The sequence below is a fragment of the Streptomyces sp. NBC_00009 genome (assembly GCF_045040855.1).
In the GTDB taxonomy this organism is placed as follows: domain Bacteria; phylum Actinomycetota; class Actinomycetes; order Streptomycetales; family Streptomycetaceae; genus Streptomyces; species Streptomyces aureus.
Genome location: NZ_CP108312.1, coordinates 6,309,231 through 6,330,000, shown reverse-complemented (window position 1 = coordinate 6,330,000; position 20,770 = coordinate 6,309,231). Strand labels below are relative to the sequence as shown.

At 70.7% G+C, this 20,770-nt stretch carries 21 protein-coding genes and 1 pseudogene (1 of these 22 running past the window's edge); 10 read left to right on the top strand and 12 right to left on the bottom strand.

The annotated features are described in order from the left end of the window. From OHA58_RS28610 to OHA58_RS28600, 3 genes are all read left to right on the top strand, one after another. Nucleotides 1-714: the 3' portion of a sporulation protein gene (locus OHA58_RS28610; RefSeq protein WP_405482345.1), read on the top strand. It extends 69 nt beyond the left edge of the window; only the last 714 of its 783 coding nucleotides appear in the window; its start codon lies beyond the left edge, outside the window; the stop codon is at nucleotides 712-714. A gap of 95 nt (nucleotides 715-809) precedes the next feature. Beyond that, entirely contained in the window at nucleotides 810-1,349 is a 540-nt protein-coding gene (locus tag OHA58_RS28605; RefSeq protein WP_405482344.1) for a YbhB/YbcL family Raf kinase inhibitor-like protein, read from the top strand. Nucleotides 1,350-1,494: 145 nt separating this feature from the next. Then, complete coding sequence (locus tag OHA58_RS28600; protein ID WP_100592538.1) at nucleotides 1,495-2,001, top strand: HNH endonuclease; 507 nt, start codon at nucleotides 1,495-1,497, stop codon at nucleotides 1,999-2,001. Between the two features lie 73 nt (nucleotides 2,002-2,074). Here OHA58_RS28600 and OHA58_RS28595 read toward each other — a convergent pair whose 3' ends face one another. From OHA58_RS28595 to OHA58_RS28585, 3 genes and pseudogenes are all read right to left on the bottom strand, one after another. Then, nucleotides 2,075-3,007 (bottom strand): SPFH domain-containing protein, encoded by a 933-nt coding sequence (locus tag OHA58_RS28595; protein ID WP_100592537.1) that lies wholly within the window; start codon nucleotides 3,005-3,007, stop codon nucleotides 2,075-2,077. 140 nt (nucleotides 3,008-3,147) lie between these two features. Next, the gene (locus tag OHA58_RS28590; protein ID WP_405482343.1) at nucleotides 3,148-3,579 is read right to left on the bottom strand and encodes an NfeD family protein; all 432 of its coding nucleotides are present in this window, start codon (nucleotides 3,577-3,579) and stop codon (nucleotides 3,148-3,150) included. Between the two features lie 331 nt (nucleotides 3,580-3,910). After that, nucleotides 3,911-4,441 (bottom strand): annotated as a pseudogene (locus OHA58_RS28585) (ABC transporter ATP-binding protein); the annotation flags it as partial. 124 nt (nucleotides 4,442-4,565) lie between these two features. Here OHA58_RS28585 and OHA58_RS28580 point away from each other — a divergent pair. After that, entirely contained in the window at nucleotides 4,566-5,354 is a 789-nt protein-coding gene (locus tag OHA58_RS28580; protein ID WP_405482341.1) for a hypothetical protein, read from the top strand. Between the two features lie 119 nt (nucleotides 5,355-5,473). On the opposite strand, the gene OHA58_RS28575 is transcribed toward OHA58_RS28580, so the two are convergent. The 4 genes from OHA58_RS28575 to OHA58_RS28560 all read right to left on the bottom strand — a co-directional run bounded on the left by OHA58_RS28575 (nucleotide 5,474) and on the right by OHA58_RS28560 (nucleotide 8,148). Further along, on the bottom strand, nucleotides 5,474-5,713 hold the full coding sequence (locus OHA58_RS28575) for a chaplin (protein WP_405482339.1): 240 nt from the start codon (nucleotides 5,711-5,713) through the stop codon (nucleotides 5,474-5,476). A 198-nt stretch (nucleotides 5,714-5,911) separates the two neighbouring features. Then, on the bottom strand, nucleotides 5,912-6,154 hold the full coding sequence (locus OHA58_RS28570) for a chaplin (protein ID WP_405482337.1): 243 nt from the start codon (nucleotides 6,152-6,154) through the stop codon (nucleotides 5,912-5,914). A 211-nt stretch (nucleotides 6,155-6,365) separates the two neighbouring features. After that, the gene (locus OHA58_RS28565) at nucleotides 6,366-7,010 is read right to left on the bottom strand and encodes a response regulator transcription factor (protein ID WP_266565853.1); all 645 of its coding nucleotides are present in this window, start codon (nucleotides 7,008-7,010) and stop codon (nucleotides 6,366-6,368) included. After that, nucleotides 7,003-8,148, bottom strand: coding sequence for a GAF domain-containing sensor histidine kinase (locus OHA58_RS28560; protein ID WP_405482335.1), 1,146 nt, complete (start codon nucleotides 8,146-8,148; stop codon nucleotides 7,003-7,005). Before OHA58_RS28560 ends, OHA58_RS28565 begins: the two co-directional genes overlap by 8 nt. 202 nt (nucleotides 8,149-8,350) lie before the next feature. On the opposite strand from OHA58_RS28560, the gene OHA58_RS28555 reads away from it, so the two are divergent. The 3 genes from OHA58_RS28555 to OHA58_RS28545 all read left to right on the top strand — a co-directional run bounded on the left by OHA58_RS28555 (nucleotide 8,351) and on the right by OHA58_RS28545 (nucleotide 11,158). After that, entirely contained in the window at nucleotides 8,351-9,052 is a 702-nt protein-coding gene (locus OHA58_RS28555; RefSeq protein WP_405482333.1) for an SDR family NAD(P)-dependent oxidoreductase, read from the top strand. Then, nucleotides 9,049-10,131 carry an S-adenosylmethionine:tRNA ribosyltransferase-isomerase gene (locus tag OHA58_RS28550; RefSeq protein WP_405482331.1) on the top strand — a complete coding sequence of 361 codons (1,083 nt, stop codon included), beginning with the start codon at nucleotides 9,049-9,051 and terminating at the stop codon, nucleotides 10,129-10,131. Before OHA58_RS28555 ends, OHA58_RS28550 begins: the two co-directional genes overlap by 4 nt. 295 nt (nucleotides 10,132-10,426) lie before the next feature. Then, nucleotides 10,427-11,158, top strand: coding sequence for a transglycosylase SLT domain-containing protein (locus tag OHA58_RS28545; RefSeq protein WP_405482330.1), 732 nt, complete (start codon nucleotides 10,427-10,429; stop codon nucleotides 11,156-11,158). 87 nt (nucleotides 11,159-11,245) lie between these two features. Here the strand turns inward: OHA58_RS28545 and OHA58_RS28540 are convergent, their stop codons facing one another. Then, nucleotides 11,246-13,813, bottom strand: coding sequence for an FHA domain-containing protein (locus tag OHA58_RS28540; RefSeq protein ID WP_405482329.1), 2,568 nt, complete (start codon nucleotides 13,811-13,813; stop codon nucleotides 11,246-11,248). A 228-nt stretch (nucleotides 13,814-14,041) separates the two neighbouring features. On the opposite strand from OHA58_RS28540, the gene OHA58_RS28535 reads away from it, so the two are divergent. Together OHA58_RS28535 and serB are read left to right on the top strand one after the other, a co-directional pair. Beyond that, on the top strand, nucleotides 14,042-15,958 hold the full coding sequence (locus OHA58_RS28535) for a streptophobe family protein (RefSeq protein ID WP_405482328.1): 1,917 nt from the start codon (nucleotides 14,042-14,044) through the stop codon (nucleotides 15,956-15,958). A 113-nt stretch (nucleotides 15,959-16,071) separates the two neighbouring features. Then, nucleotides 16,072-17,310 carry a phosphoserine phosphatase SerB gene (serB, locus tag OHA58_RS28530; protein WP_405482326.1) on the top strand — a complete coding sequence of 413 codons (1,239 nt, stop codon included), beginning with the start codon at nucleotides 16,072-16,074 and terminating at the stop codon, nucleotides 17,308-17,310. A 98-nt stretch (nucleotides 17,311-17,408) separates the two neighbouring features. Here the strand turns inward: serB and OHA58_RS28525 are convergent, their stop codons facing one another. The 4 genes from OHA58_RS28525 to OHA58_RS28510 all read right to left on the bottom strand — a co-directional run bounded on the left by OHA58_RS28525 (nucleotide 17,409) and on the right by OHA58_RS28510 (nucleotide 19,942). Further along, nucleotides 17,409-17,927 carry a SixA phosphatase family protein gene (locus OHA58_RS28525; RefSeq protein WP_405482325.1) on the bottom strand — a complete coding sequence of 173 codons (519 nt, stop codon included), beginning with the start codon at nucleotides 17,925-17,927 and terminating at the stop codon, nucleotides 17,409-17,411. A gap of 85 nt (nucleotides 17,928-18,012) precedes the next feature. Next, entirely contained in the window at nucleotides 18,013-18,228 is a 216-nt protein-coding gene (locus OHA58_RS28520; protein ID WP_405485221.1) for a hypothetical protein, read from the bottom strand. A 251-nt stretch (nucleotides 18,229-18,479) separates the two neighbouring features. After that, nucleotides 18,480-18,599, bottom strand: coding sequence for an SGM_5486 family transporter-associated protein (locus tag OHA58_RS28515; RefSeq protein WP_264484672.1), 120 nt, complete (start codon nucleotides 18,597-18,599; stop codon nucleotides 18,480-18,482). Between the two features lie 59 nt (nucleotides 18,600-18,658). Then, on the bottom strand, nucleotides 18,659-19,942 hold the full coding sequence (locus OHA58_RS28510) for a CynX/NimT family MFS transporter (protein ID WP_405482324.1): 1,284 nt from the start codon (nucleotides 19,940-19,942) through the stop codon (nucleotides 18,659-18,661). Between the two features lie 126 nt (nucleotides 19,943-20,068). Here OHA58_RS28510 and OHA58_RS28505 point away from each other — a divergent pair, with 126 nt between their 5' ends. After that, nucleotides 20,069-20,752, top strand: coding sequence for a FadR/GntR family transcriptional regulator (locus tag OHA58_RS28505; RefSeq protein WP_405482323.1), 684 nt, complete (start codon nucleotides 20,069-20,071; stop codon nucleotides 20,750-20,752). Nucleotides 20,753-20,770: the final 18 nt, after the last annotated feature.

The following is a 20,770-nucleotide window of genomic DNA, read 5'->3' as shown; positions in this document are numbered from 1 at the left end:
GCCAACGTGGTGCCGGGTGGCGTCGTCCAGGGCGAGGTGCGGATCCAGGGCGGGTCCGTGGACCAGGACATCGAGGGGCTGTCGGTCGGTCTGCAGGCGCGGGTCGAGGTCGAGGGCGCGGACCAGGAGACCAAGCAGGACATCGAGTTCACGAAGCTGCGCCTCGGCGGTGCCTTCCAGCTACAGGCGAACGCCGTGCACGCGGTGCCGTTCGGGCTCGAGATCCCGTGGGAGACGCCGGTCACGACGATCGACGGACAGCCGCTGCGCGGGATGAACATCGGGGTGACGACCGAGCTGGAGATCGCGCGGGCCGTGGACTCCGGTGACCTCGACCCGGTCAACGTGCACCCGCTGCCGTCGCAGCAGGCGCTCCTGGACGCCTTCATCGGGCTCGGCTTCCGCTTCAAGAGTGCGGACATGGAGCGCGGGCACATCCGGGGGACGCGGCAGAAGCTGCCCTTCTACCAGGAGATCGAGTTCTTCCCGCCGCAGCAGTACCGCGGGCTCAACCAGGTCGAGCTGAGCTTCGTGGCGGACGACCGCGAGATGGACGTCGTCCTGGAGATGGACAAGAAGCCGGGGCTCTTCAGCGAGAGCAGTGACACGTTCCGGTCGTTCGTCGTGGGGCACAACGACTTCCAGGGGACGGACTGGTCGGCGTATCTGCACCAGTGGCTGTCCGAGGTCGGCAGCAAGCGCAACTGGTTCTGACCCCTGTGCACCGGCCGGTGGCGGCGCCGCCCGCTGCCGGCCGGGCGGGGCATAGGCTCGGCACCGAGAGTTTTCGCCGATCAGGAGGTGCCGACGTGACCGACCTCAAGAGGCCGCCGCTTCCCCATGACTTCCATCCGCAGGTGCCGTCGTTCACGGTGGTGAGCGAGGACTTCGAGCCGGGTGCAGTACTCAAGGACGCTCAGGTCTACGCGGCCGGGAACACCTCGCCGCAGCTGCGGTGGGAGGGCTTCCCGGCCGAGACGAAGAGTTTCGCCGTGACGTGCTTCGACCCGGACGCCCCGACGGGCAGTGGTTTCTGGCACTGGACCGTGTTCGACATCCCGGTTTCGGTGACCGAGCTGCCGGCCGGCGCGGGCAGCGGCAAGTTCGAGGGGCTGCCCGCCGGTGCGGTGCAGGTGCGCAACGACTACGGGACGAAGGACTTCGGGGGCGCCGCGCCGCCGCCCGGTGACCCGGCCCACCGTTACGTCTTCACCGTGTACGCGGTGGATCAGGAGAAGCTGGGTCCCGACTCGGACGCCTCGCCGGCCGTCGTCGGGTTCAACCTGCGCTTCCACACGCTGGCGCGCGCGCAGGTCCTCGCGGAGTACGCGGCTTCCGCGGATAGCTAGCGTTCATCGGCTGTTTGCCCGTCCCCGGTCATGGAAGTGATCGGGGGCGGGCATTTTTATTGCGTTGTCCATCTCGGCGCGCCCGGCCAGAGTTGATCCAAGCCCGCCACGGGGGTGGGCCGGGGACGTACGGGAGGTGGGCGAGATGCGGGACACGCTGGTACTGAACGCCAGCTTCGAGCCGTTGTCGACGGTGACGCTCAACCGGGCCGTCGTGCTGGTGCTGCAGGACAAGGCCGTCGTCGAGCAGGCCCACCCCGGACTCCGTGTGCGTGCGGCCGCCGTGGACATACCGGTGCCGCAGGTGATCAGGCTCTGCAGGTACGTACGGGTGCCCTTCCGAAGACAGGCTCCGTGGTCGAGGCGGGGTGTGCTGGTGCGTGACCAGCACCGGTGCGCGTACTGCGGGCGGCGGGCGACGACCGTGGACCACGTGGTGCCGCGGTCGCGCGGTGGTGCGGACTCCTGGCTGAATACGGTCGCCTCGTGCGCGGAGGACAACCATCGCAAGGCGGACCGGACTCCGGAGCAGGCGGGGATGCCGCTGCTGCGGGAGCCGTTCGAGCCCACGCCGGCCGACGCGATGCTGCTGACGCTCGGCCAGTCCGAGCGGGACGCTCTGCCGGCCTGGCTGGCGCGTACGGCGGCGTAGCGCGAGACGCGGCGCGCGCGGAAAAGCCCGCCTCCGGGGCGGGCTTCTTCGTGTGCGGGGCGGGTCAGACAGGTCAGTCGATCGGAGGCTGTTCGCGGCGCTCGGCGCCCGCGGGGGCCGAGCCGCCGCCCATCGGGCCGAAGTTGCCCATGGCGCCGGAGAGTCCCTTGAGTGCGTCGCCGATCTCGCTGGGCACGATCCAGAGCTTGTTGGCGTCGCCCTCGGCGATCTTCGGGAGCATCTGGAGGTACTGGTAGGCGAGGAGCTTCTGGTCGGCGTCGCCGGCGTGGATGGACTCGAAGACCGTACGGATGGCCTGGGCCTCGCCCTCTGCGCGCAGGGCGGCGGCCTTGGCCTCACCTTCGGCGCGCAGGATCGCGGACTGTTTCTCGCCCTCGGCGGTGAGGATCTGGGACTGACGGATACCTTCGGCGGTGAGGATCGCGGCGCGCTTGTCGCGGTCGGCGCGCATCTGCTTCTCCATCGAGTCCTGGATGGAGGTGGGCGGCTCGATCGCCTTGAGCTCGACGCGGTTGACGCGGATGCCCCACTTGCCGGTGGCCTCGTCGAGGACGCCGCGCAGGGCCGCGTTGATCTCCTCGCGGGAGGTCAGAGTCCGCTCCAGGTCCATGCCGCCGATGATGTTGCGCAGGGTGGTGACCGTGAGCTGCTCGATGGCCTGGATGTAGCTGGCGACCTCGTAGGTCGCGGCGCGGGCGTCGGTCACCTGGTAGTAGATGACGGTGTCGATGTTCACGACCAGGTTGTCCTGGGTGATCACCGGCTGGGGCGGGAAGGGTACGACCTGTTCACGCAGGTCGATCCGGTTGCGGATCGAGTCGATGAACGGGACGACGATGTTCAGGCCCGCGTTCAGTGTGCGGGTGTAGCGGCCGAAGCGTTCGACGATTGCCGCGCTCGCCTGCGGGATGACTTGAATGGTCTTGATCAGGGCTATGAAGACCAGCACCACCAGAATGATCAGGACGATGATGATCGCTGACATCGCGTCTCCCGTGCCCTTCGTGCCGTCGTCGTTCCGGCGGGTCCCGCCGGAAGATCTTGAGGATCTTGCTGGTCGAGTCTGTCAGAACGGGCCCTGCGGCGTAGGGAGTTCAAGCCACCTCCCCGATCACGTCACCATGATCACACGACGATCGCGGTGGCTCCTTCGATGTCGACGACGTCGACGTGACGGCCCGGCTCGTAGCTCTCGGACTCGTCGAGTGAGCGGGCGGACCAGATCTCTCCGGCCAGCTTGATACGGCCGCCACTGCCGTCGACGCGTTCGACGACGACGGCCTGTTTGCCCTTGAGGGCCTCGATTCCGGTGGCGAGCACGGGTCGTTGGGCGCTGTGGCGGGCCGCGATGGGCCGTACGACGGTGATGAGCGCGACCGAGACGGCGGCGAAGACAAGGACCTGCATCACCATCCCGCCGCCGAGGCCGGCGGTCACGGCGCCCGCGACGGCACCGGCGGAGAGCATGCCGAATTCGGGCATCGCGGTGATGACGAGAGGGATTCCGAGCGCGGCCGCCCCGATCAGCCACCACACCCATGCGTCGATGTCTGCCACATGGTCATGGTAGGACCGGGGTTCCCTCCGGCGACAGGGTGCCGTGGGAGCGGCCCGCGCCGGGTCAGCCCAGCGGGAGGCCCTGCGCGCTCCAGCGCTCGCCGCGCTGCTCGACGACGAGCGGGAGGCCGAAGCAGAGGGAGAGGTTGCGGGAGGTCAGCTCCAGCTCCAGGGGGCCCGCGGCGAGGACCTTGCCCTGGCGGATCATGAGGACGTGGGTGAAGCCGGGGGCGATCTCCTCGACATGGTGCGTGACCATGATCATCGAGGGGGCGATCGGGTCGCGGGCGAGGCGGCCGAGACGGCGTACGAGGTCCTCGCGGCCGCCGAGGTCGAGGCCGGCGGCGGGCTCGTCGAGGAGGAGGAGCTCGGGGTCGGTCATGAGGGCGCGGGCGATGAGGGTGCGCTTGCGCTCGCCCTCGGAGAGCGTGCCGAACTTGCGGTCCACGTACTCGGTCATGCCGAGGCGGTCGAGGAAGGCGCGGGCGCGCTGCTCGTCGATGTCCTCGTAGTCCTCGTGCCAGCCGGCGGTCATGCCGTACGCGGCGGTGAGGACGGTCTGCAGGACGGTCTGGCGCTTGGGGAGCTTCTCGGCGAGCGCGATGCCGGCGACGCCGATGCGCGGGCGCAGCTCGAAGACATCGGTGCCGGGCTTGCCGAGGGTCTCGCCGAGGACGGTGGCGGTGCCCTTGCTGGGGAAGAGGTAGCTGGAGGCGACGTTCAGGAGGGTCGTCTTGCCGGCGCCGTTCGGGCCGAGGATGACCCAGCGCTCACCTTCCTTGACCGACCAGGAGACCTGGTCCACCAGAGCCCGGCCCTCGCGGACCACGGATACGTCCACCAGCTCCAGTACATCGCTCATGAGCGCGTTGTCTCCCATTGCAGTCTCGGCAGTCGCGTGCGTCTTGTGGACGCATCCCCCAAGGGAAAACCTACGCCACCGGTCGACCGGTCCAATCCATCGGCCGGTCTTTAGGGTGGAGCCCATGCTTTCGGAACCACGCTCAGGTCGGCTGGCCTCATGGGGAAATGCCCTTTTGGCCGGGTTTGTTGCTCCCGATGACGCCGCGCTCGCCATAGTCGGCGAGGACGCGGTGCACCGGGTGGAGGGGCTGCCCGGCGAGTCGGCGCCGGTGGGGCTGACGCTCGCCCTGGGGCGGCTGCGCACGCTGGGGGCGACCGGGCTGCGGGTGGCGCTGCCCGCGCCGGGCCACCCGCTGGGCCTGAGCGGTCCTCCCGAGTTCAACGCGCGCGCCCTCGACGCGGAGGAGGCCGTCGTGTGCCAGGGGGCCGCGCTCGGGCTCGTGCCCGAGGTGTACGAGGCCGGGCCCGCCGGCGACGTCCATGTGGACGTCCTGTGGCACTGCCTTCCCGTGCGGGAGGCGCCCCCTGCGGACGTGCCCTCCCTCGGTGAGGCCGAGCGGGAGCTGGCGGAGGCGCTGCGGGACGCAACGGCCGTACTGTCGCGGCTCGACGTCGCCGGGTCGGGGCCTGTGGCCGAGGCGGCGGTGGACGCGTACCGCGCGCGGGCCGAGCGGGGGCGCGAGGTTCTCGCGCCGGGTTATCCGCCGCGCGCGGTAAGGGTGCTGGAGCTGGCGCAGCGCGTCGGGCTGCTGATCTCGGTGGCGTACGAGAGCGGGCACGGCGGGGCCGTGAGTGCCTCGGAGATGGTGGCGCGGTCGGAGGCGCTGCGGCCGGTGGAGCGGACGGCCCGGCGGGCGCAGGTCGCGGCGTACAACGCGTTCGTGGAGGAGCGGGAGCGCGGGGGGCGATGAGGCGGGGGCATATGGGCGTTGGGGGCGCGACTGCGCCGCGGCGCAGTCGCTCGGGAGTGGCGTAACACGTAGGAAGGGCCCCGCGGATCCGTGTCCGTGGGGCCCTTCCTGGGGGTGTGTCAGTAGTTCGCGGAGGCGTTGCCGAACGTCGGGTTCAGCAGGCCGATCACGTTGACACTGTTGCCCGTGGCGTTGACCGGAACATGGACCGGGACCTGCACCAGGTTGCCCGAGCCCACACCCGGGGAATGGGCTGCCAGGCCCTCGGCGCCCGCGTTCGCGGAAGCGGCTCCGGCGGAAGCACCCGCGGCGATACCGGCGACGGCGACGGCCAGGGCGGCCTTCTTGGCGATGTTCATGAGATGTATTCCTCCAGCTATGGCGATTCGACCCCAGTCACGGGGGCGCACGCTGTGCAACGGGTAGGCCGGGCGGATGACACGGGCGGGGGCGGCGTCGTGCCCGTTCGGATCAACTGGTCCGCGGCCGGGCCTGAAACGGGACCGGCCCCCGGGGATACCGGGGGCCGGTGGTCACTGGTGGACCTGAGGCGTACGTCAGTGGTTGACGCCGAAATTGCCGAAGGCCGGGTTGAGCACACCGATGACGTTCACGGTGTTGCCGACGACGTTGACCGGGACGTGGACCGGGGCCTGGATCACGTTGCCCGAGACGACGCCGGGCGAGTGCACGGCCTGGCCGTCCGCGTGCGCGTCGGTGGCGGAGGCCATACCGGCACCGGCGGCGACGAGCCCACCGGCGACCATCGATACGGCCGCGACCCTCTTCAGCTTCTTCACTTCTTGACCCTCCTAGGCGATCACTGCGACGAACCGCCGCAGCACGCACTGGAGAACGCCAGGGCCTCGCGCAGGATGCGCCATCTGGGGGACATACACACGACAGTATGAATCTCAGCCCGGAACGGAACCATCCGAATTGCCGTCCACATTGCCGTCCCCCTCGCCCGGCACGACGAAGCCGCATGCCGTCCCGCAGCCGCGGGACCGTTCAGCCGGCCGCCCCATGGCGTACGGCCCACAGAGCGGCCTGGGTGCGGTCCGCCAGGTCGAGCTTCATCAGGATGTTGGACACATGCGTCTTGACCGTCTTCTCGGAGAGGACGAGGGCGCGGGCGATCTCCCGGTTCGACCGGCCGTCCGCGATCAGGCCGAGCACCTCGCGCTCCCGCTCGGTCAGGGAATTGCCTCTCCCCTGCCCGCCGTTGGTCTCCTCCTGCGAGAGCAGGGCGCCGGCCACCTCCGGCTGGAGCAGCACATGGCCCGCGTGCACCGAGCGGATGGCGCCGGCCAGGGCGTCCGGGTCGACGTCCTTGTAGACGTACCCGGCGGCGCCCGCGCGCAGGGCGGGGACCACGGTGCGCTGTTCGGTGAAGCTCGTGACGATGAGCACGCGCGCGGGGTTGGCCAGCTCACGCAGCTTGCGCAGGGCCTCGACGCCGTCCATGACGGGCATCTTGACGTCCATCAGGACGACGTCCGGCCGCAGCTCCTCGGTACGGGCGACGCCCTCGGCGCCGTCCGACGCCTCCCCCACTACCTCGATGTCGTCCTGGACCTCAAGGAACGTGCGCAGCCCTCGGCGGACGACCTGGTGGTCGTCGACCAGCAGCACCCGGATCCTGTTGTCAGCCACCGGGGACCTCCATCTCGATCGTGGTGCCCTTGCCGGGCTCCGATTCCACCGTCAGACGGCCGCCGACGCCACTGGACCGGTCACGCATCGAGACCAGGCCGAGGTGGCGTCCCGCATGCCGGACGGCCTTGGGTTCGAAACCGCCGCCGTCATCGCTGACGCGCAGGACGGCTCCGGGGCCTCGCTTGTCGAGCGTCACGCCGACGTGCTCGGCGCCCGAGTGGCGCAGCGCGTTGTGCAGCGCCTCCTGGGCGACGCGGAGCATGGCCTCCTCCTGGGCGGCTGGCAGGGCGCGGATGCCGCCGCAGTCGAAGGTGACGCGGGCCGAGTGGGCGCGGTCGAGTACCTGGATCTGCGTGCGCAGCGTGGCGATCAGGCCGTCCTCGTCGAGCGCCGCGGGGCGCAACTCGACCACGGCGGCGCGCAGTTCGTCGGCGGCTTCGGCGGCCAGCTCCGCCACGTGCTGCAACTCGCCCTTGGCGCGGGACGGGTCGCGGTCGACGAGGGCCGCGGCGGCCTGGGCGGTCAGGCGCAGGGAGAAGAGCTTCTGGCTAACGGCGTCGTGCAGTTCGTGGGCGAGGCGCGAGCGCTCCTCGGCGATGGTGAGCTCGCGGCTGCGCTCGTACAGGCGGGCGTTCGTCAGGGCGATGGCCGCGTGCTGGGCGAGGATCGTCAGCAGCTCCTCGTCCTCCATCGTGAAGCCGCAACCTCCTTGCGGCTTGGGGCACTTCTTGTTGGCGAGGAAGAGGGCGCCGATGACCTCGTCCCCGTCACGGATGGGCAGGCCGAGGAAGTCGGACATCTCGGGGTGCGCGGACGGCCAGCCCTCGAAGCGCGGGTCCTTGCGCACGTCGCCGAGGCGCTCGGTCTTCGCCTCGCGCAGCATCGCGGCGAGGATGCCGTGCTGGCGCGGGAGCGGGCCGATGGCCTTCCACTGCGCGTCGCTGACGCCGTCGACGACGAACTGCGCGAAGCCTCCGTGGTCGTCCGGCACTCCGAGGGCCGCGTACTCGGCGTCGAGCAGCTCGCGGGCGGACGCGACGATCGTCTTGAGGACGTCGCGCACCTCGAGGTGTCTGCTCATGGCCAGCAGCGCGGAGCTCACCGCGGAGAGGCCTGATCGTGGGCCGTGACTCATGACCTCAAGGTACCGGCGGGGTGTGACAACGCGTATCGGGCCTGTGGCGGCCGCCTTCTGGTCCGGTGGACGTAGGGCGAAGGGCCCCGGTGAGGTGCGGCCCGCGGACGAGGCGCCCGGGGCGGGTCGGTTCCTACGTTGGAGGCAGATCGAAGCACGTACGGCACAAGGGCGGCCCGACGGGCCCGAGGGGACGGATGTCATGCCGGTGGCGATCATCACGGGGGCTTCGAAGGGGCTCGGTCGCGCGCTCGCCGTGGCTCTCGCGCGGCGCGGCTGGGATCTGGTGCTCGACGCCAGGTCCGGGGCGGTGCTGCGGGAGGCCGCGGACGAGGCGGGGAAGTACGGGACGCGGGTGGAGGCGCTGTCCGGGGATGTCACGGACGTGGCGCACCGCGCGGAGCTGGTGGCGGCGGCGCGCGGTCTCGGGGGGCTCGATCTGCTGGTGAACAACGCGAGCGCGCTGGGGGCCGAGCCGCTGGTGCGCCTTGACGCGCTGCCGATGGAGGGGCTGCGGCGGGCGCTGGAGGTCAATGTCGTGGCTGCGCTCGGGCTGGTGCAGGAGGCGCTGCCGCTGCTGCAGGAGTCGGCCGGGGGCGCGGTCGTCTCGGTGAGCTCGGACGCGTCGGCGGAGGCGTACGAGACCTGGGGCGGCTACGGCGCTTCGAAGGCCGCGCTCGACCAGCTGTCCGCGGTCCTCGCGGTGGAGGAGCCGGGGCTGCGGGTGTGGGCGGTGGATCCGGGCGACATGCGCACGGATCTCTACCGGGCGGCGGCGCCGCTCGACGACGACTCGGACCGGCCGCTGCCGGAGACGGTGGTGCCGGCGTTCCTGCGGCTGCTCGACGAGCGGCCGGACAGCGGGCGGTATGCCGCCCCCTCTCTTCTTCTGGAGGCACGGTGACGGTCGCGGTGCGGGTACCGGAGGAGTTGTCGGCCCGGGTGCCGGCGGAGCAGCGTGGGCCCGGCCTGGACAGGGACGCGGTGCGGCTGCTCGTCTCGCGCGGCACGGACGTCACGCACCGGGACTTCGCACAGCTGTCGGGAGAGCTGCGGGCCGGGGATCTGCTCGTGGTCAATACGTCGCCGACGCTGGCCGCCGCGGTCGACGGGCAGATCGGGCACGCGCGCGTGGTGGTGCATTTCTCCACGCGTGGCGATGACGGACGCTGGGCCGTCGAGTTGCGGGACCCGGACGGACGTGGCACCACGCGCCCGCGTGCGGGCGGTCCGGAGGGGACGGTGGCGGTACTCCCCGAGGGCGTGCGCCTCGTATGGGAGGAGCCGCTGGCGGGCGGTGGGGCGCGGTTGTGGTGGGTGCGGGTCACAGGGGACGTGCCCACGCTGCTGCGGCGGCACGGCAGGCCCATCCGCTACTCCTATACGGAGCGCGATCAGCCGCTCTCCGTCTATCAGACGGTGTTCGCGCTGCCGTACGCGGACGGGGCGGGCAGTGCGGAGATGCCGAGTGCGGCACGTCCGTTCACTGCGCGGCTGGTGGCGGAGCTGGTCAGCAGGGGTGTGCAGTTCGCGCCCATCATGCTGCACACGGGGGTGGCGTCAGCGGAGTCGCACGAGCCGCCGTATCCGGAGCGGTTCGAGGTGCCGGAGGCGTCGGCGCGGCTGATCAACGCGGCGAGGGCCGGCGGCGGGCGGGTGGTGGCGGTCGGTACGACGGCCGTGCGGGCCGTGGAGTCGGCCGCGGGGCGGGACGGGGTGGTGCGGGCGGCCGCGGGCTGGACGGACCTCGTGGTGACGCCCGAGCGGGGTGTGCGGGTGGTGGACGGCCTCCTCACCGGGCTGCACGAGCCGGAGGCGTCGCACCTGCTGATGCTGGAGGCCATAGCAGGAGCCGAGGCAATTACCCGTACATATGCGGAAGCATTGGGACATTTTTACCTGTGGCATGAGTTCGGGGACGTCCACCTGATACTTCCCGACGAATCCGGTCACACGGCGCGTTGCAGTGGCAACGCTTGGTGAGGTTGTTACGTGCCCGATGTGAGCCCGCACATAGGGCGCACATCACGTACGAAGGCGGCTAGGAATTAGCTGTGGGCGGTGGTACCGGGGCGGGAGGGGCGAAATGGACCACCCCGGGGGGCCTGATCCACTACCCGGCTTCGTACTTCACACCTTTGCCACGGAATTTTGCGGCCGCTAACAATGGCTCTCGTTGCTCGACAGCGTGGGCCTGTACCCACAGCGTTCATGACCGAAACATGAGCGGTCCCGCTTTGGACCGGCGAGCGACTTCCCCGATTCGAAGAGGTCCTCCATGTCCAAGCTCAGCTTCTACGGTCATAGTCCCCTGACGAAGACCCACAAGTACTCGATCGCCGGTATCGCCACGCTCGGCGCCGCTGCCCTCGCGTTCACGCTGGTGCCGGGCAACTCCACCGCGGAGGCCGAGACGATTTCGGCTGCTCCGGTCGCCTTCGAGGTGGCCGCCGGCAAGCCCCAGATCAAGGACGTGCACGCCAGCGTCACGAACCAGATGGCCACCGCCGACCAGCAGGTCAAGAACGCGGCCGCCAAGCTGAAGGCCACGCAGGTCGCCGCGACGAAGAAGGCCGCCGACGCGGCCGCGGCGAAGGCGAAGGTCGACGCAGCTGCAAAGGCCAAGGTCGAGAAGGACCGCCAGGTCAAGGAGGCCACCAGCCGCGCCGCCGCCCGCAAGCCGGTCTACGCGAACAACCTGGACGGCTGGATCCGCGAGTCCCTGGCCATCATGAAGGCCAAGGGCATTCCGGGCTCCTACGAGGGCCTGCACCGCAACATCATCCGCGAGTCGTCCGGCAACCCGCAGGCGATCAACAACTGGGACATCAACGCGATCAACGGCATCCCGTCGAAGGGTCTGCTGCAGGTCATCCCGCCGACCTTCAACGCGTACCACGTCCCCGGTACCTCGTGGAACATCTACAACCCGGTCGCCAACATCACCGCCGCCGCGAACTACGCCGCGGACAAGTACGGCTCGATGGACAACGTGAACAGCGCTTACTAAGACTCTCCCTGGACCTCAGAGTCTTCGTGAACGCCGAAGGGCGGCACCCCGTGCGGGGTGCCGCCCTTCATCCGTGCGCGGGTCACGCTACTTGCGCATGACCTCGGGCTCGTGGCGGCGCAGCAGGCGCGCGACCGCGAAGCCGCAGAGGACACCGAGGGCAATCAGGATCGCGAGGTTGATGCCCCACTGGCTCACCGAGTGCTCCCACAGCGGGTCCAGGTCGTTCGGGTGCGCCTGGTCCCACGGCGGCATGAGGTGCGCGAGGTCGAGCGTCGAACCGGCGCCGGCGATGGCCCAGCGCGACGGCATCAGCCAGGCGAACTGCTCCAGGCCCGGCGAGCCGTACACCTGGAACAGGATGCCGGTGAAGACGACCTGGACGATCGCGAACATGACCAGGAGCGGCATCGTCTTCTCGGCGGTCTTCACCAGCGAGGAGATGACCAGGCCGAACATCATCGACGTGAAGCCGAGCGCGATGATCACGATGCACAGCTCGACGGCCGGCGGCATCATCAGGCCCTCGGCCGGCAGGTCGCGCGGGACGAAGCCGATGGCGCAGATGATCACGCCCTGGATGGCCGTGACGACGCCGAGAACGATCACCTTGGACATCAGGTACGCCGAGCGGGACAGGCCGGTGGCCCGCTCCCGTTCGTAGATGACGCGTTCCTTGATCAGCTCACGTACGGAGTTGGCCGCGCCCGAGAAACACATGCCGACCGCGAGGATCAGCATGATCGTGCCGGCGTCGCCGTTGAACCGGGACGGCGGCTTGGGCGGGGCCAGGCCGAAGTCGGCCGGGATCACCGTGCTGACGACTCCGAGGACCGCCGGCAGGATCACCATCAGGCCCAGGAAGCCCTTGTCGGACGCGATCACCGACGTGTAGCGGCGGATCAGGGTCCACAGCTGCGAGCCCCAGCCCTGCGGCTTGGGCGGCTTCATCGCCTGCGGCGGCGGCATGTGTACGGACTGTGCGGCGACGGCGTCGATGTCCGCGGCGTACATCTGGTAGTGCTGCGAGCCCTTCCAGCGGCCCGCCCAGTCGTAGTCGCGGTAGTTCTCGAAGGCGGAGAAGACATCGGCCCAGGTGCTGTAGCCGAAGAAGTTCAGGGCCTCCTCGGGCGGACCGAAGTACGCCACCGAACCGCCCGGCGCCATCACCAGGAGCTTGTCGCAGATCGCCAGCTCGGCGACCGAGTGGGTGACGACGAGTACCGTGCGGCCGTCGTCGGCGAGGCCGCGCAGGAGCTGCATGACGTCGCGGTCCATGCCCGGGTCGAGGCCGGAGGTCGGCTCGTCCAGGAAGATCAGCGACGGCTTGGTGAGCAGCTCCAGGGCGACGGAGACGCGCTTGCGCTGGCCACCGGAGAGGGAGGTGACCTTCTTCTCCTTGTGGATGTCCAGCTTGAGCTCGCGCAGCACCTCGTCGATGCGCTGCTCGCGCTCCTGCTCGCTGGTGTCCGAGGGGAAGCGCAGCTTGGCCGCGTACTTGAGGGCCTTCTTGACGGTCAGTTCCTTGTGCAGGATGTCGTCCTGCGGGACCAGACCGATGCGCTGACGCAGCTCGGCGAACTGCTTGTACAGGTTCCGGTTGTCGTAGAGCACGTCGCCCTTGTTGGCGGGCCGGTAGCCGGTGAGCGCCTTGAGCAGCGTGGACTTGCCGGAGCCCGAGGGGCCGATGACCGCGATGAGCGACTTCTCCGGGACCCCGAAGGAGACGTCCTTGAGGATGTCCTTGCCGCCGTCGACCGTCACCGTCAGATGGCGGGCGGAGAAGGAGACCTCACCGGTGTCGACGAACTCCTCGAGACGGTCGCCGACGAGGCGGAACGTCGAGTGGCCGACGCCGACGATGTCGTTCGGGCCGAGCAGCGCGGAGCCGCCCTTGGCGATCGGCATACCGTTGACGTACGTGCCGTTGTGCGAACCGAGGTCACGGATCTCGTAGCGGCCGTCGGGCGTCGCGTGGAACTCGGCGTGCAGGCGCGAGACCTGGAGGTCGGAGACCACCAGCTCGTTCTCGAGCGCACGGCCGATCCGCATCACGCGGCCGAGGGCCAGCTGGTGGAACGTGGTGGGGCTGCGGTCGCCGTACACCGGCGGAGCCCCCGCGACACCGCCGGGCCCCTGCTGGTGCGGGATGTTCTGCGCCTGCTGCGGCTGCTGCCAGCCCTGCTGGACGGGTACCTGCTGCTGCGGCGGGGCGTTGTGCGCCCAGCCGGGGTCACCCCCCTGCGGCGCGGCGTGCGGCTGCTGCGCCGGCGCCTGCTGCGGGTGGGCCTGCTGCTGGGCCGCGGGCACGGCGGCGCCGGAGGCGCTGCCCGAGAGGTTGACCCGCGGACCGTCCGTCGCGTTGCCGAGGTGCAGCGTCGAGCCCGGGCCGATCTCCATCTGATGGATCCGCTGACCCTGCACGAACGTGCCGTTGGTGGAGCCGTGGTCCTCGATGACCCAACTGCGGCCGCCCCAGCTGATGGTGGCGTGACGCCAGGACACCCTGGCATCGTCGATCGCGACGTCCCCCTGCGGATCACGTCCGAGGGTGTATGGCCTGGACGGGTCGAGCGTCCAGGTCCTTCCATTCAATTCCAGTACGAGTTCCGGCACTCCATGCCCCACTGAGTTGTCCCCCGAGCTAGCCCCCATCTTGGGGAGTCTAGGGATGTCGAACATCGTGGGGAACTATTTCAGGCGGAGCCCCCTGACCGAAAGTCGGGCCTTGAGGCGGGCCTTGTGAAGACTGTCTACGCGCCTGTACGCCCGCCCCGTTGACGAGGCAGAAACAGCCCCGGAGAGTGGTAAGCGCCCACAAGTGCCTACGGATCATGCGCGAATGGGACATCCGATACATCGCCGTACGGATCGGGGGCCCTGATGGAGACCGTTGTCCGGGGGAGCGGGCGCGAGGGCGTGCGCTGGAGCGACGTACTGCTCTCCGCGGTCGCCTCCGTGAGCTGGGCGTTCATCGGGATGGCGGCGGTCGCCGCGGCCGGCCTTCATCTGCTCGGTGCGGATTCCGCGGGTTCGCTCGGCCCGATGACGGCCGCGGTAGTGGCCCTTGGGGTGGGTGGGAAAGTCACGCCGTCGGGAGACGTCTCAGCCTTCGGACTGGACGGCGCGCAGGCCCACACGGCGATCGATATCGCGCCGCTCGGTGTGGGCCTCGCGGGCGCTCTGCTGCTCAGCTGGTTCTTCCTGCGTTCCTTACGTGGGGCGGGAGTTGAGGTCACGCCGGCCGAACTCGCGGCACGCGCTGGGTCCGTGGTCGCGCTGTTTCTGGCGATGCTCGCAGGGCTTGCCTGGGCGGGTCACGACCTCATCACGATTGACGGCGGGAAGCTCGGGCTCGACCGGATATCGGACGGGGATCTGCCGGGCGGCATCAAGGACAAGCTGCCGGGTGGCCTCGACCTCGGAGGGCTCCTGCCGGATCACATCGGCGGCCTCGTGGACGCGAAGGCGACCGTCGGGTTCACCGTCGAGACCGGGTCCTCGCTGCTGGGCGGCGCCGCGTGGGTCATCGGCGTCCTGCTGATCGCACTGCTCGCCTCGCGCCGGACGCCGCTCCCGCGCGCCCTCGACGCGCTGCACCGGGTGGTCCGTCCCGCCGCTTCGTCGCTGGTCACGGTGTTACTGGTAGCGGTTGCCGCGGGGCTCGCGGCGGCGGCGTACGCGATGATCGGCGACGACCATCCGCGGCGGATCGCGGGCGCCGCGCTGCTCGGGGCGCCCAACGGGGTGTGGCTCGGCATCCCCCTCGGCCTCTTCGTCCCGTGGGACGGCAAGGCCACGGGCGCCCTCGCGCAGGCACTTCCCCACCCGCTCGACGAGCTGCAGCGGATGCACGCGAACGAGCCGGTGACGCTGGGCCGCCTTGCCGAACTGGACGGCAGAATATGGCTGTTGGCCTTCGCGACCGTTCTGATGACGGTGCTCGCGGGCGTGCTGACCGCCGTACGGACACCTGCGGTGACCGGCGGGCCGGGGTCGCGGCCGATGGGCGCCGTCGGCTTCGCCGGGAGGTGCGCGCTGCGGCTCGGGGTCGTCACGGCGCTCGGCCTGCCGCTGCTCGTGCGGCTGACGGACGTGTCGGCGGACGCCTCGCTGTCCGTACTCGGCTTCGACGCGTTCGGGGCCGGCATCGAGCTGCACGGACATCTCGGCATGGCGCTGCTGCTCGGAGCCGTTTGGGGAGCGGGGGCGGGAGCGGTGGGGGCGCTGCTCGCTCACGGGGCGGGCGCGGCGGGCCGGCGGGCGGCTCCTGCTGCGCTGGGCGGGGGCGGCGTGGAACCGGAGGAGCGATGGGAACGGGGCGAACGGGGGGACGGCGTGGTCCGGTCCGTCGGGCCCGTCCCGCCCCAGGAGGCTGGGCCGTATCGGCCGAGCACTCCGTACCGGGCGTCGCCGGACGGGACGAACCCGTATCTGAGGCCGCCGGACGAACGGGTGGGCGATCGGACGAGCGATCGGTCGAGGAATAGGTCGGGGAATGGGTCGAGCGATCGATCGCGGGATCGGTCGGGCAATCGGCAGGATGATCCGCCGGACGATTTGTACGGGGCGCCGACGATGGTGGGGCCGGTCAGGCCACCGGTGCCGTCGCGTCCGCGGGGGCGGCCTGGGTCGGGTTCCGGGTCCGGGTCCGGGTCCGGGTCCGGGTCCGGGTCCGGCAAGGGCGGATGGCCCGTGCCGCCACCGCCTCCTCCCCCACCGCCACTGCCGCACCCGCCGTCACCGTCGTCGCCGGACGAGGAGGGCCCGCCGCCACCCCGGAGGGGCCCGCGCGGTTGAGCCGAGTACGGGCGGCGGACGGCGAACCGGCCGGTCGGAGTGGGCGCCGCACCTGTCCGCCACACGGACCACCCCCGCGCGCCGCGACGTGGGCCGGATAACGTGGGACCACCATGAGTGCTTCGCAGCCCCGCCACCCCGCTGATGTCCCGGTCGCAGTTCCGGACGACGTCCCGACGCTCCTCGTCAAGATATTCGGCAAGGACCGCCCCGGCATCACCGCCGGGCTCTTCGACACCCTCGCCGCCTACTCCGTCGATGTCGTCGACATCGAGCAGGTCGTCACCCGCGGCCGCATTGTCCTGTGCGCCCTGGTGACGGAGCCGCCCCCCGGTCTCGAGGGCGACCTGCGGGCCACCGTCCACAGCTGGGCGGAGTCCATGCGGATGCAGGCCGAGATCATCTCGGGCATCGGCGACAACCGTCCGCGCGGTCACGGCCGCTCGCTCGTCACAGTGCTCGGACACCCGCTGACCGCGGAGACGACGGCCGCCATCGCCGCCAGGATCACCGGCACCGGCGGCAACATCGACCGTATCTTCCGGCTCGCGAAGTACCCCGTGACCGCAGTCGAGTTCGCCGTCTCCGGCACCGAGACCGAGCCCCTGCGCACCGCACTCGCGACGGAGTCGGCGGCGCTCGGCGTCGATGTCGCCGTCGTCGCGGCCGGGCTGCACCGGCGCGCCCAGCGCCTCGTCGTGATGGACGTCGACTCGACGCTCATTCAGGACGAGGTCATCGAGCTCTTCGCGGCGCACGCCGGCTGCGAGGACAAGGTCGCCGAGGTCACCGCGGCGGCGATGCGGGGCGAGCTGGACTTCGAGCAGTCGCTGCACGCGCGGGTCGCGCTGCTCGCCGGGCTCGACGCGTCGGTCGTCGACAAGGTCCGCGCAGAGGTGCGGCTCACGCCCGGCGCGCGGACCCTGATCCGCACGCTGAAGCGGCTCGGCTATCAAGTGGGCGTCGTCTCGGGCGGGTTCACCCAGGTCACGGACGATCTGCAGGACCGGCTCGGGCTCGACTTCGCCCAGGCCAACACCCTGGAGATCGTCGACGGAAAGCTGACCGGCCGGGTCACCGGCGAGATCGTGGACCGCGCGGGCAAGGCGCGTCTGCTGCGCCGGTTCGCCGCGGAGGCCGGGGTGCCGCTCGCGCAGACCGTGGCGATCGGCGACGGCGCCAACGATCTGGACATGCTGAACGCGGCGGGCCTCGGTGTCGCCTTCAACGCGAAGCCCGTGGTCCGCGAGGCCGCGCACACCGCGGTGAACGTGCCGTTCCTCGACACCGTCCTCTACCTCCTCGGCATCACCCGTGAAGAGGTCGAGGCCGCGGACGCCCACGACGACTGACTCCGGTCGGCGCGGACGATCACTGATGCGGCGGGCCCCGGTACCCATGCGGTACCGGGGCCCGCCGGCGTATCAGGGTCCGGCCGTCGGCCGACGGGTCACTCGGACGGTGCCCAGTAGTCGATGAGGGTGGCGGTGCCCGGCTCGAGGGACTTCCAGGGGCCGGTGAAGGACAGGACCGCGAAGGCGGAGGTCGGGAAGCCGCGCCGGGCCATCCGCTCCCCCGCGTCGCCCTCGACCTGCCCGGAGAGGATGTCGGCGAGCCCCTTGATCCCGGGGTTGTGGCCGACCAGCACCGCGCTCCGCACGTCGTCCGGGGTCTCGTTCAGCACGGCGATGAGCTCACCGGGCGAGGCCTCGTAGAGCCGCTCCTCGTACACCGTCCTGGGCCGGTGAGGCAGCTCGTGGACGGCGAGCTTCCACGTCTCGCGGGTCCTCGCGGAGGTCGAGCAGAGGGCCAGGTCGAGGTCGATACCGGAGTCGGCGAGCTTGCGGCCGGCGACGGGGGCGTCCTTTCGGCCCCTCTCGGCAAGCGGCCTCTCGTGGTCGGAGACCTGGGGCCAGTCCGCCTTCGCATGCCGGAAAAGGACAATCCTGCGGGGTTCTGCGACGCTCATGGGTCCCAGCTTCGCACGAAACCGGCCACGGGGCGCAAGGAGTTGAAGCGCTCGACCGGCACGGGTGACGCGCCTTGCGTGCCGCTCACGGGGCAGTGTGCAGCACCGCCTGCTGGATGCGGTCGAGGAGCTGGCCGACTGCCGGGTCGCCAGTGGCGGCGTGCGCGTCGGCCGGGTTGAGTATCAGGAGCAGGAGCACGGCGAAGGTGATCGCAGGCAGGGCGATCGCCCACCACGGGAGCCTGATGTCGACGCCGCCCGCTGGGGCCGGGTGGGGCCGGGTGTGCGTAGGGGCCGACATGACGCCTCCGGGGTCATCGAGATGCTCGGTGCCGTGGTCCGCGGTGCTCGCGGTCACATCTCGAATTTACGGAAGGCCGGGCCCTCAACCCATCCGGTGATCCACCCAGTTGACCCTGACACTGACCCCCTAGGGGTTGGTGGTGCTAGCCCCACCAAACCCCGGCCGCGACCGGGCCGGGGACCGCTGTCACGGTGCCGCGAGGGCGTCTATGCCATCGACGGCGTCTACGCCATCGATGGCGTAGATGGTCACGGTGAGGCGATCGAGGCGATGACCGCGATGATCACGGTGATGGCCAGCATCGAGCCGAGCACGATGAGTAGCTTCTTCTGGCCGTTCTGGGGGTTCGGGTCGAGCACAGGCGACATGCGGTCAGTCTCGCACCCTTTGCCCCGGCTCCGGGAGCCGGGGTGGGCACGGGCGGAGGTCAGGCCGCGTCGGCCGGAGCGGCCTCGTCCTCGACCGTACGGTTGCGTCCCGCGATGACGCCCACCACGATCTGCGGCACCATCAGGGCCGCCATGAGCGCGATCGGGACGCCCCAGCCGCCGCTGTGCTGGTAGAGCACGCCGACGAGCAGCGGTCCGGGGATGGAGATCAGATAACCGGTGCTCTGGGCGAAGGCGGAGAGCTTGGCGACGCCCGTGCCGGTCCGCGCCCGCATGCCGACCATCGTCAGGGCGAGCGGGAAGGCGCAGTTGGAGATGCCGAGGAGGATGGCCCACGCCCAGGCGCCACCGGACGGGGCGAGGTAGAGGCCCGCGTAACCGGCGAGTCCGCACACGCCGAGGGCGATCACGATGGGGCCCTGGCTGGGCAGGCGGGTGGCGAGGCGCGGGATGACGAAGGCGAGCGGTACGCCCATCGCCATGGTGACGGCGAGCAGCACGCCCGCGGTGCCCGCGGAGACTCCGGCGTCACGGAAGATCTGCGCCATCCAGCCCATGGTGATGTAGGCGGCAGTGGCCTGGAGGCCGAAGAAGACGGCGAGCGCCCAGGCGGTGCGGCTGCGGGTGATGCGCAGGCCGTCGTCCTGCTGCGAGGTGCCGGCGGTGGTGCCGCCCTCGGCTCCCCGTTCGCGTACGAGCGGGACCCACGGGACGACGGCGGCCACGGCGAGAGCGGCCCAGACGGCGAGTCCGGTCTTCCAGTTGCCGCCGAGCGCGTCCGTCATGGGCACGGTCACGGCCGCCGCGAGGGAGGTGCCGAGCGCGAGGGCCATCGAGTAGAGGCCGGTCATGGAGCCCACGCGGTCGGGGAACCAGCGCTTGACGATCACCGGCATGAGGACGTTGCTGACCGCGATGCCCATGAGGGCGAGGCCGCTGGCGACGAGGAAGCCGACGGTGCTGCCGGTGAACGGGCGGATCACCAGACCGGCGGCGATCGCGGCCATGCCGGCGCACACCACGGCGCCGGGGCCGAAGCGGCGGGCGAGCCGGGGCGCCATCACTCCGAAGATCGCGAAACAGAGCGGGGGTACGGAGGTGAGGAGGCCGGCGACGCTGCCGCTCATGCCGAGCCCGTCGCGCACCTCTTCGAGGAGGGCACCGAGGCTGGTGATGGCGGGGCGCAGGTTCAGGGCCGCGAGGACGATGCCCACGATCATCAGGCGCACGGCCCACGCGCGCGTGGGGGCTGTTTTCGCTTCGGGTGCGCTCTCGGTCCGTATCGGGGTCTGTGTCATCGTCGGGGTTTCCTCACTGGCCATGACCCCATCTTAGAATCATGGGATGATTGGGTGTCCAATCGGATTGCGTCACACTTGGCGTGGCCACCTTGCCCGCGCCCGTTTCTGCCCGCCCCGGTTCGCCCGGACATCGCACCAAGGACCGTCATGCCGCTGACCTCCCCCAGGCGCTCGGCTCTTTCCGAGCAGGTCATCGCCGAGCTGCGCGCCCAGATCTCGTCGGGCGAGTGGCCGGTGGGCTCCCGCATCCCGACCGAGCCCGAGCTGGTCGAGCAGCTCGGCGTCGCGCGCAACACGGTGCGCGAGGCCGTGCGCGCGCTCGCCCACAACGGCCTGCTCGACATCCGGCAGGGGTCGGGCACCTACGTCGTCGCGACCAGCGAGCTGGCGGGCGTGATGCAGCGCAGGTTCGCCGACGCCGACCCCCGGCACATTGCCGAGCTGCGCTCGACCCTGGAGTCCAGCGCCGCGAGCCTCGCCGCGCAGCGCCGTACGGAACGCGACCTCAAGCAGCTCGACGCGCTGATGGTGCGCCGCGAGGACGCCTGGGCGTCGGGCGACGCGGAGGCGTTCGTGGCGGCCGACGCGACCTTCCACCTGGCGGTCGTGGCCGCGTCGCACAACGACGTCATGACGGCGATGTACGCGGACCTCGGTGAGGTCCTGCGGGACGTCCTGCGCGTGGACGTGGGCGAGGAGCTGACGCCCGAGAACCACATGGACCACACGGGCCTGCTCGACGCGATCCGGGTCGGCGACGCGGAGGCCGCCGCGGCGGAGGCGGCGCGCTACCCGTTCCTGTGCCGGCCCGGCCCGTCCGCCACTCGATAGGCCCCGGCCCGGCGTCTG

What these genes read in the sequence shown, in the direction of transcription:
- OHA58_RS28535 (WP_405482328.1), top strand. Translation starts at nt 14,042, where the DNA reads ATGGAGACCGTTGTCCGGGGGAGCGGGCGCGAGGGCGTGCGCTGGAGC.
- OHA58_RS28520 (WP_405485221.1), bottom strand. Translation starts at nt 18,228, where the DNA reads ATGTCGGCCCCTACGCACACCCGGCCCCACCCGGCCCCAGCGGGCGGC.
- OHA58_RS28560 (WP_405482335.1), bottom strand. Translation starts at nt 8,148, where the DNA reads ATGAGTCACGGCCCACGATCAGGCCTCTCCGCGGTGAGCTCCGCGCTG.
- OHA58_RS28555 (WP_405482333.1), top strand. Translation starts at nt 8,351, where the DNA reads ATGCCGGTGGCGATCATCACGGGGGCTTCGAAGGGGCTCGGTCGCGCG.
- OHA58_RS28600 (WP_100592538.1), top strand. Translation starts at nt 1,495, where the DNA reads ATGCGGGACACGCTGGTACTGAACGCCAGCTTCGAGCCGTTGTCGACG.
- OHA58_RS28525 (WP_405482325.1), bottom strand. Translation starts at nt 17,927, where the DNA reads ATGAGCGTCGCAGAACCCCGCAGGATTGTCCTTTTCCGGCATGCGAAG.
- OHA58_RS28505 (WP_405482323.1), top strand. Translation starts at nt 20,069, where the DNA reads ATGCCGCTGACCTCCCCCAGGCGCTCGGCTCTTTCCGAGCAGGTCATC.
- serB (WP_405482326.1), top strand. Translation starts at nt 16,072, where the DNA reads ATGAGTGCTTCGCAGCCCCGCCACCCCGCTGATGTCCCGGTCGCAGTT.
- OHA58_RS28515 (WP_264484672.1), bottom strand. Translation starts at nt 18,599, where the DNA reads ATGTCGCCTGTGCTCGACCCGAACCCCCAGAACGGCCAGAAGAAGCTA.
- OHA58_RS28545 (WP_405482330.1), top strand. Translation starts at nt 10,427, where the DNA reads ATGTCCAAGCTCAGCTTCTACGGTCATAGTCCCCTGACGAAGACCCAC.
- OHA58_RS28575 (WP_405482339.1), bottom strand. Translation starts at nt 5,713, where the DNA reads ATGAACATCGCCAAGAAGGCCGCCCTGGCCGTCGCCGTCGCCGGTATC.
- OHA58_RS28595 (WP_100592537.1), bottom strand. Translation starts at nt 3,007, where the DNA reads ATGTCAGCGATCATCATCGTCCTGATCATTCTGGTGGTGCTGGTCTTC.
- OHA58_RS28580 (WP_405482341.1), top strand. Translation starts at nt 4,566, where the DNA reads ATGCTTTCGGAACCACGCTCAGGTCGGCTGGCCTCATGGGGAAATGCC.
- OHA58_RS28540 (WP_405482329.1), bottom strand. Translation starts at nt 13,813, where the DNA reads ATGGGGGCTAGCTCGGGGGACAACTCAGTGGGGCATGGAGTGCCGGAA.
- OHA58_RS28510 (WP_405482324.1), bottom strand. Translation starts at nt 19,942, where the DNA reads ATGGCCAGTGAGGAAACCCCGACGATGACACAGACCCCGATACGGACC.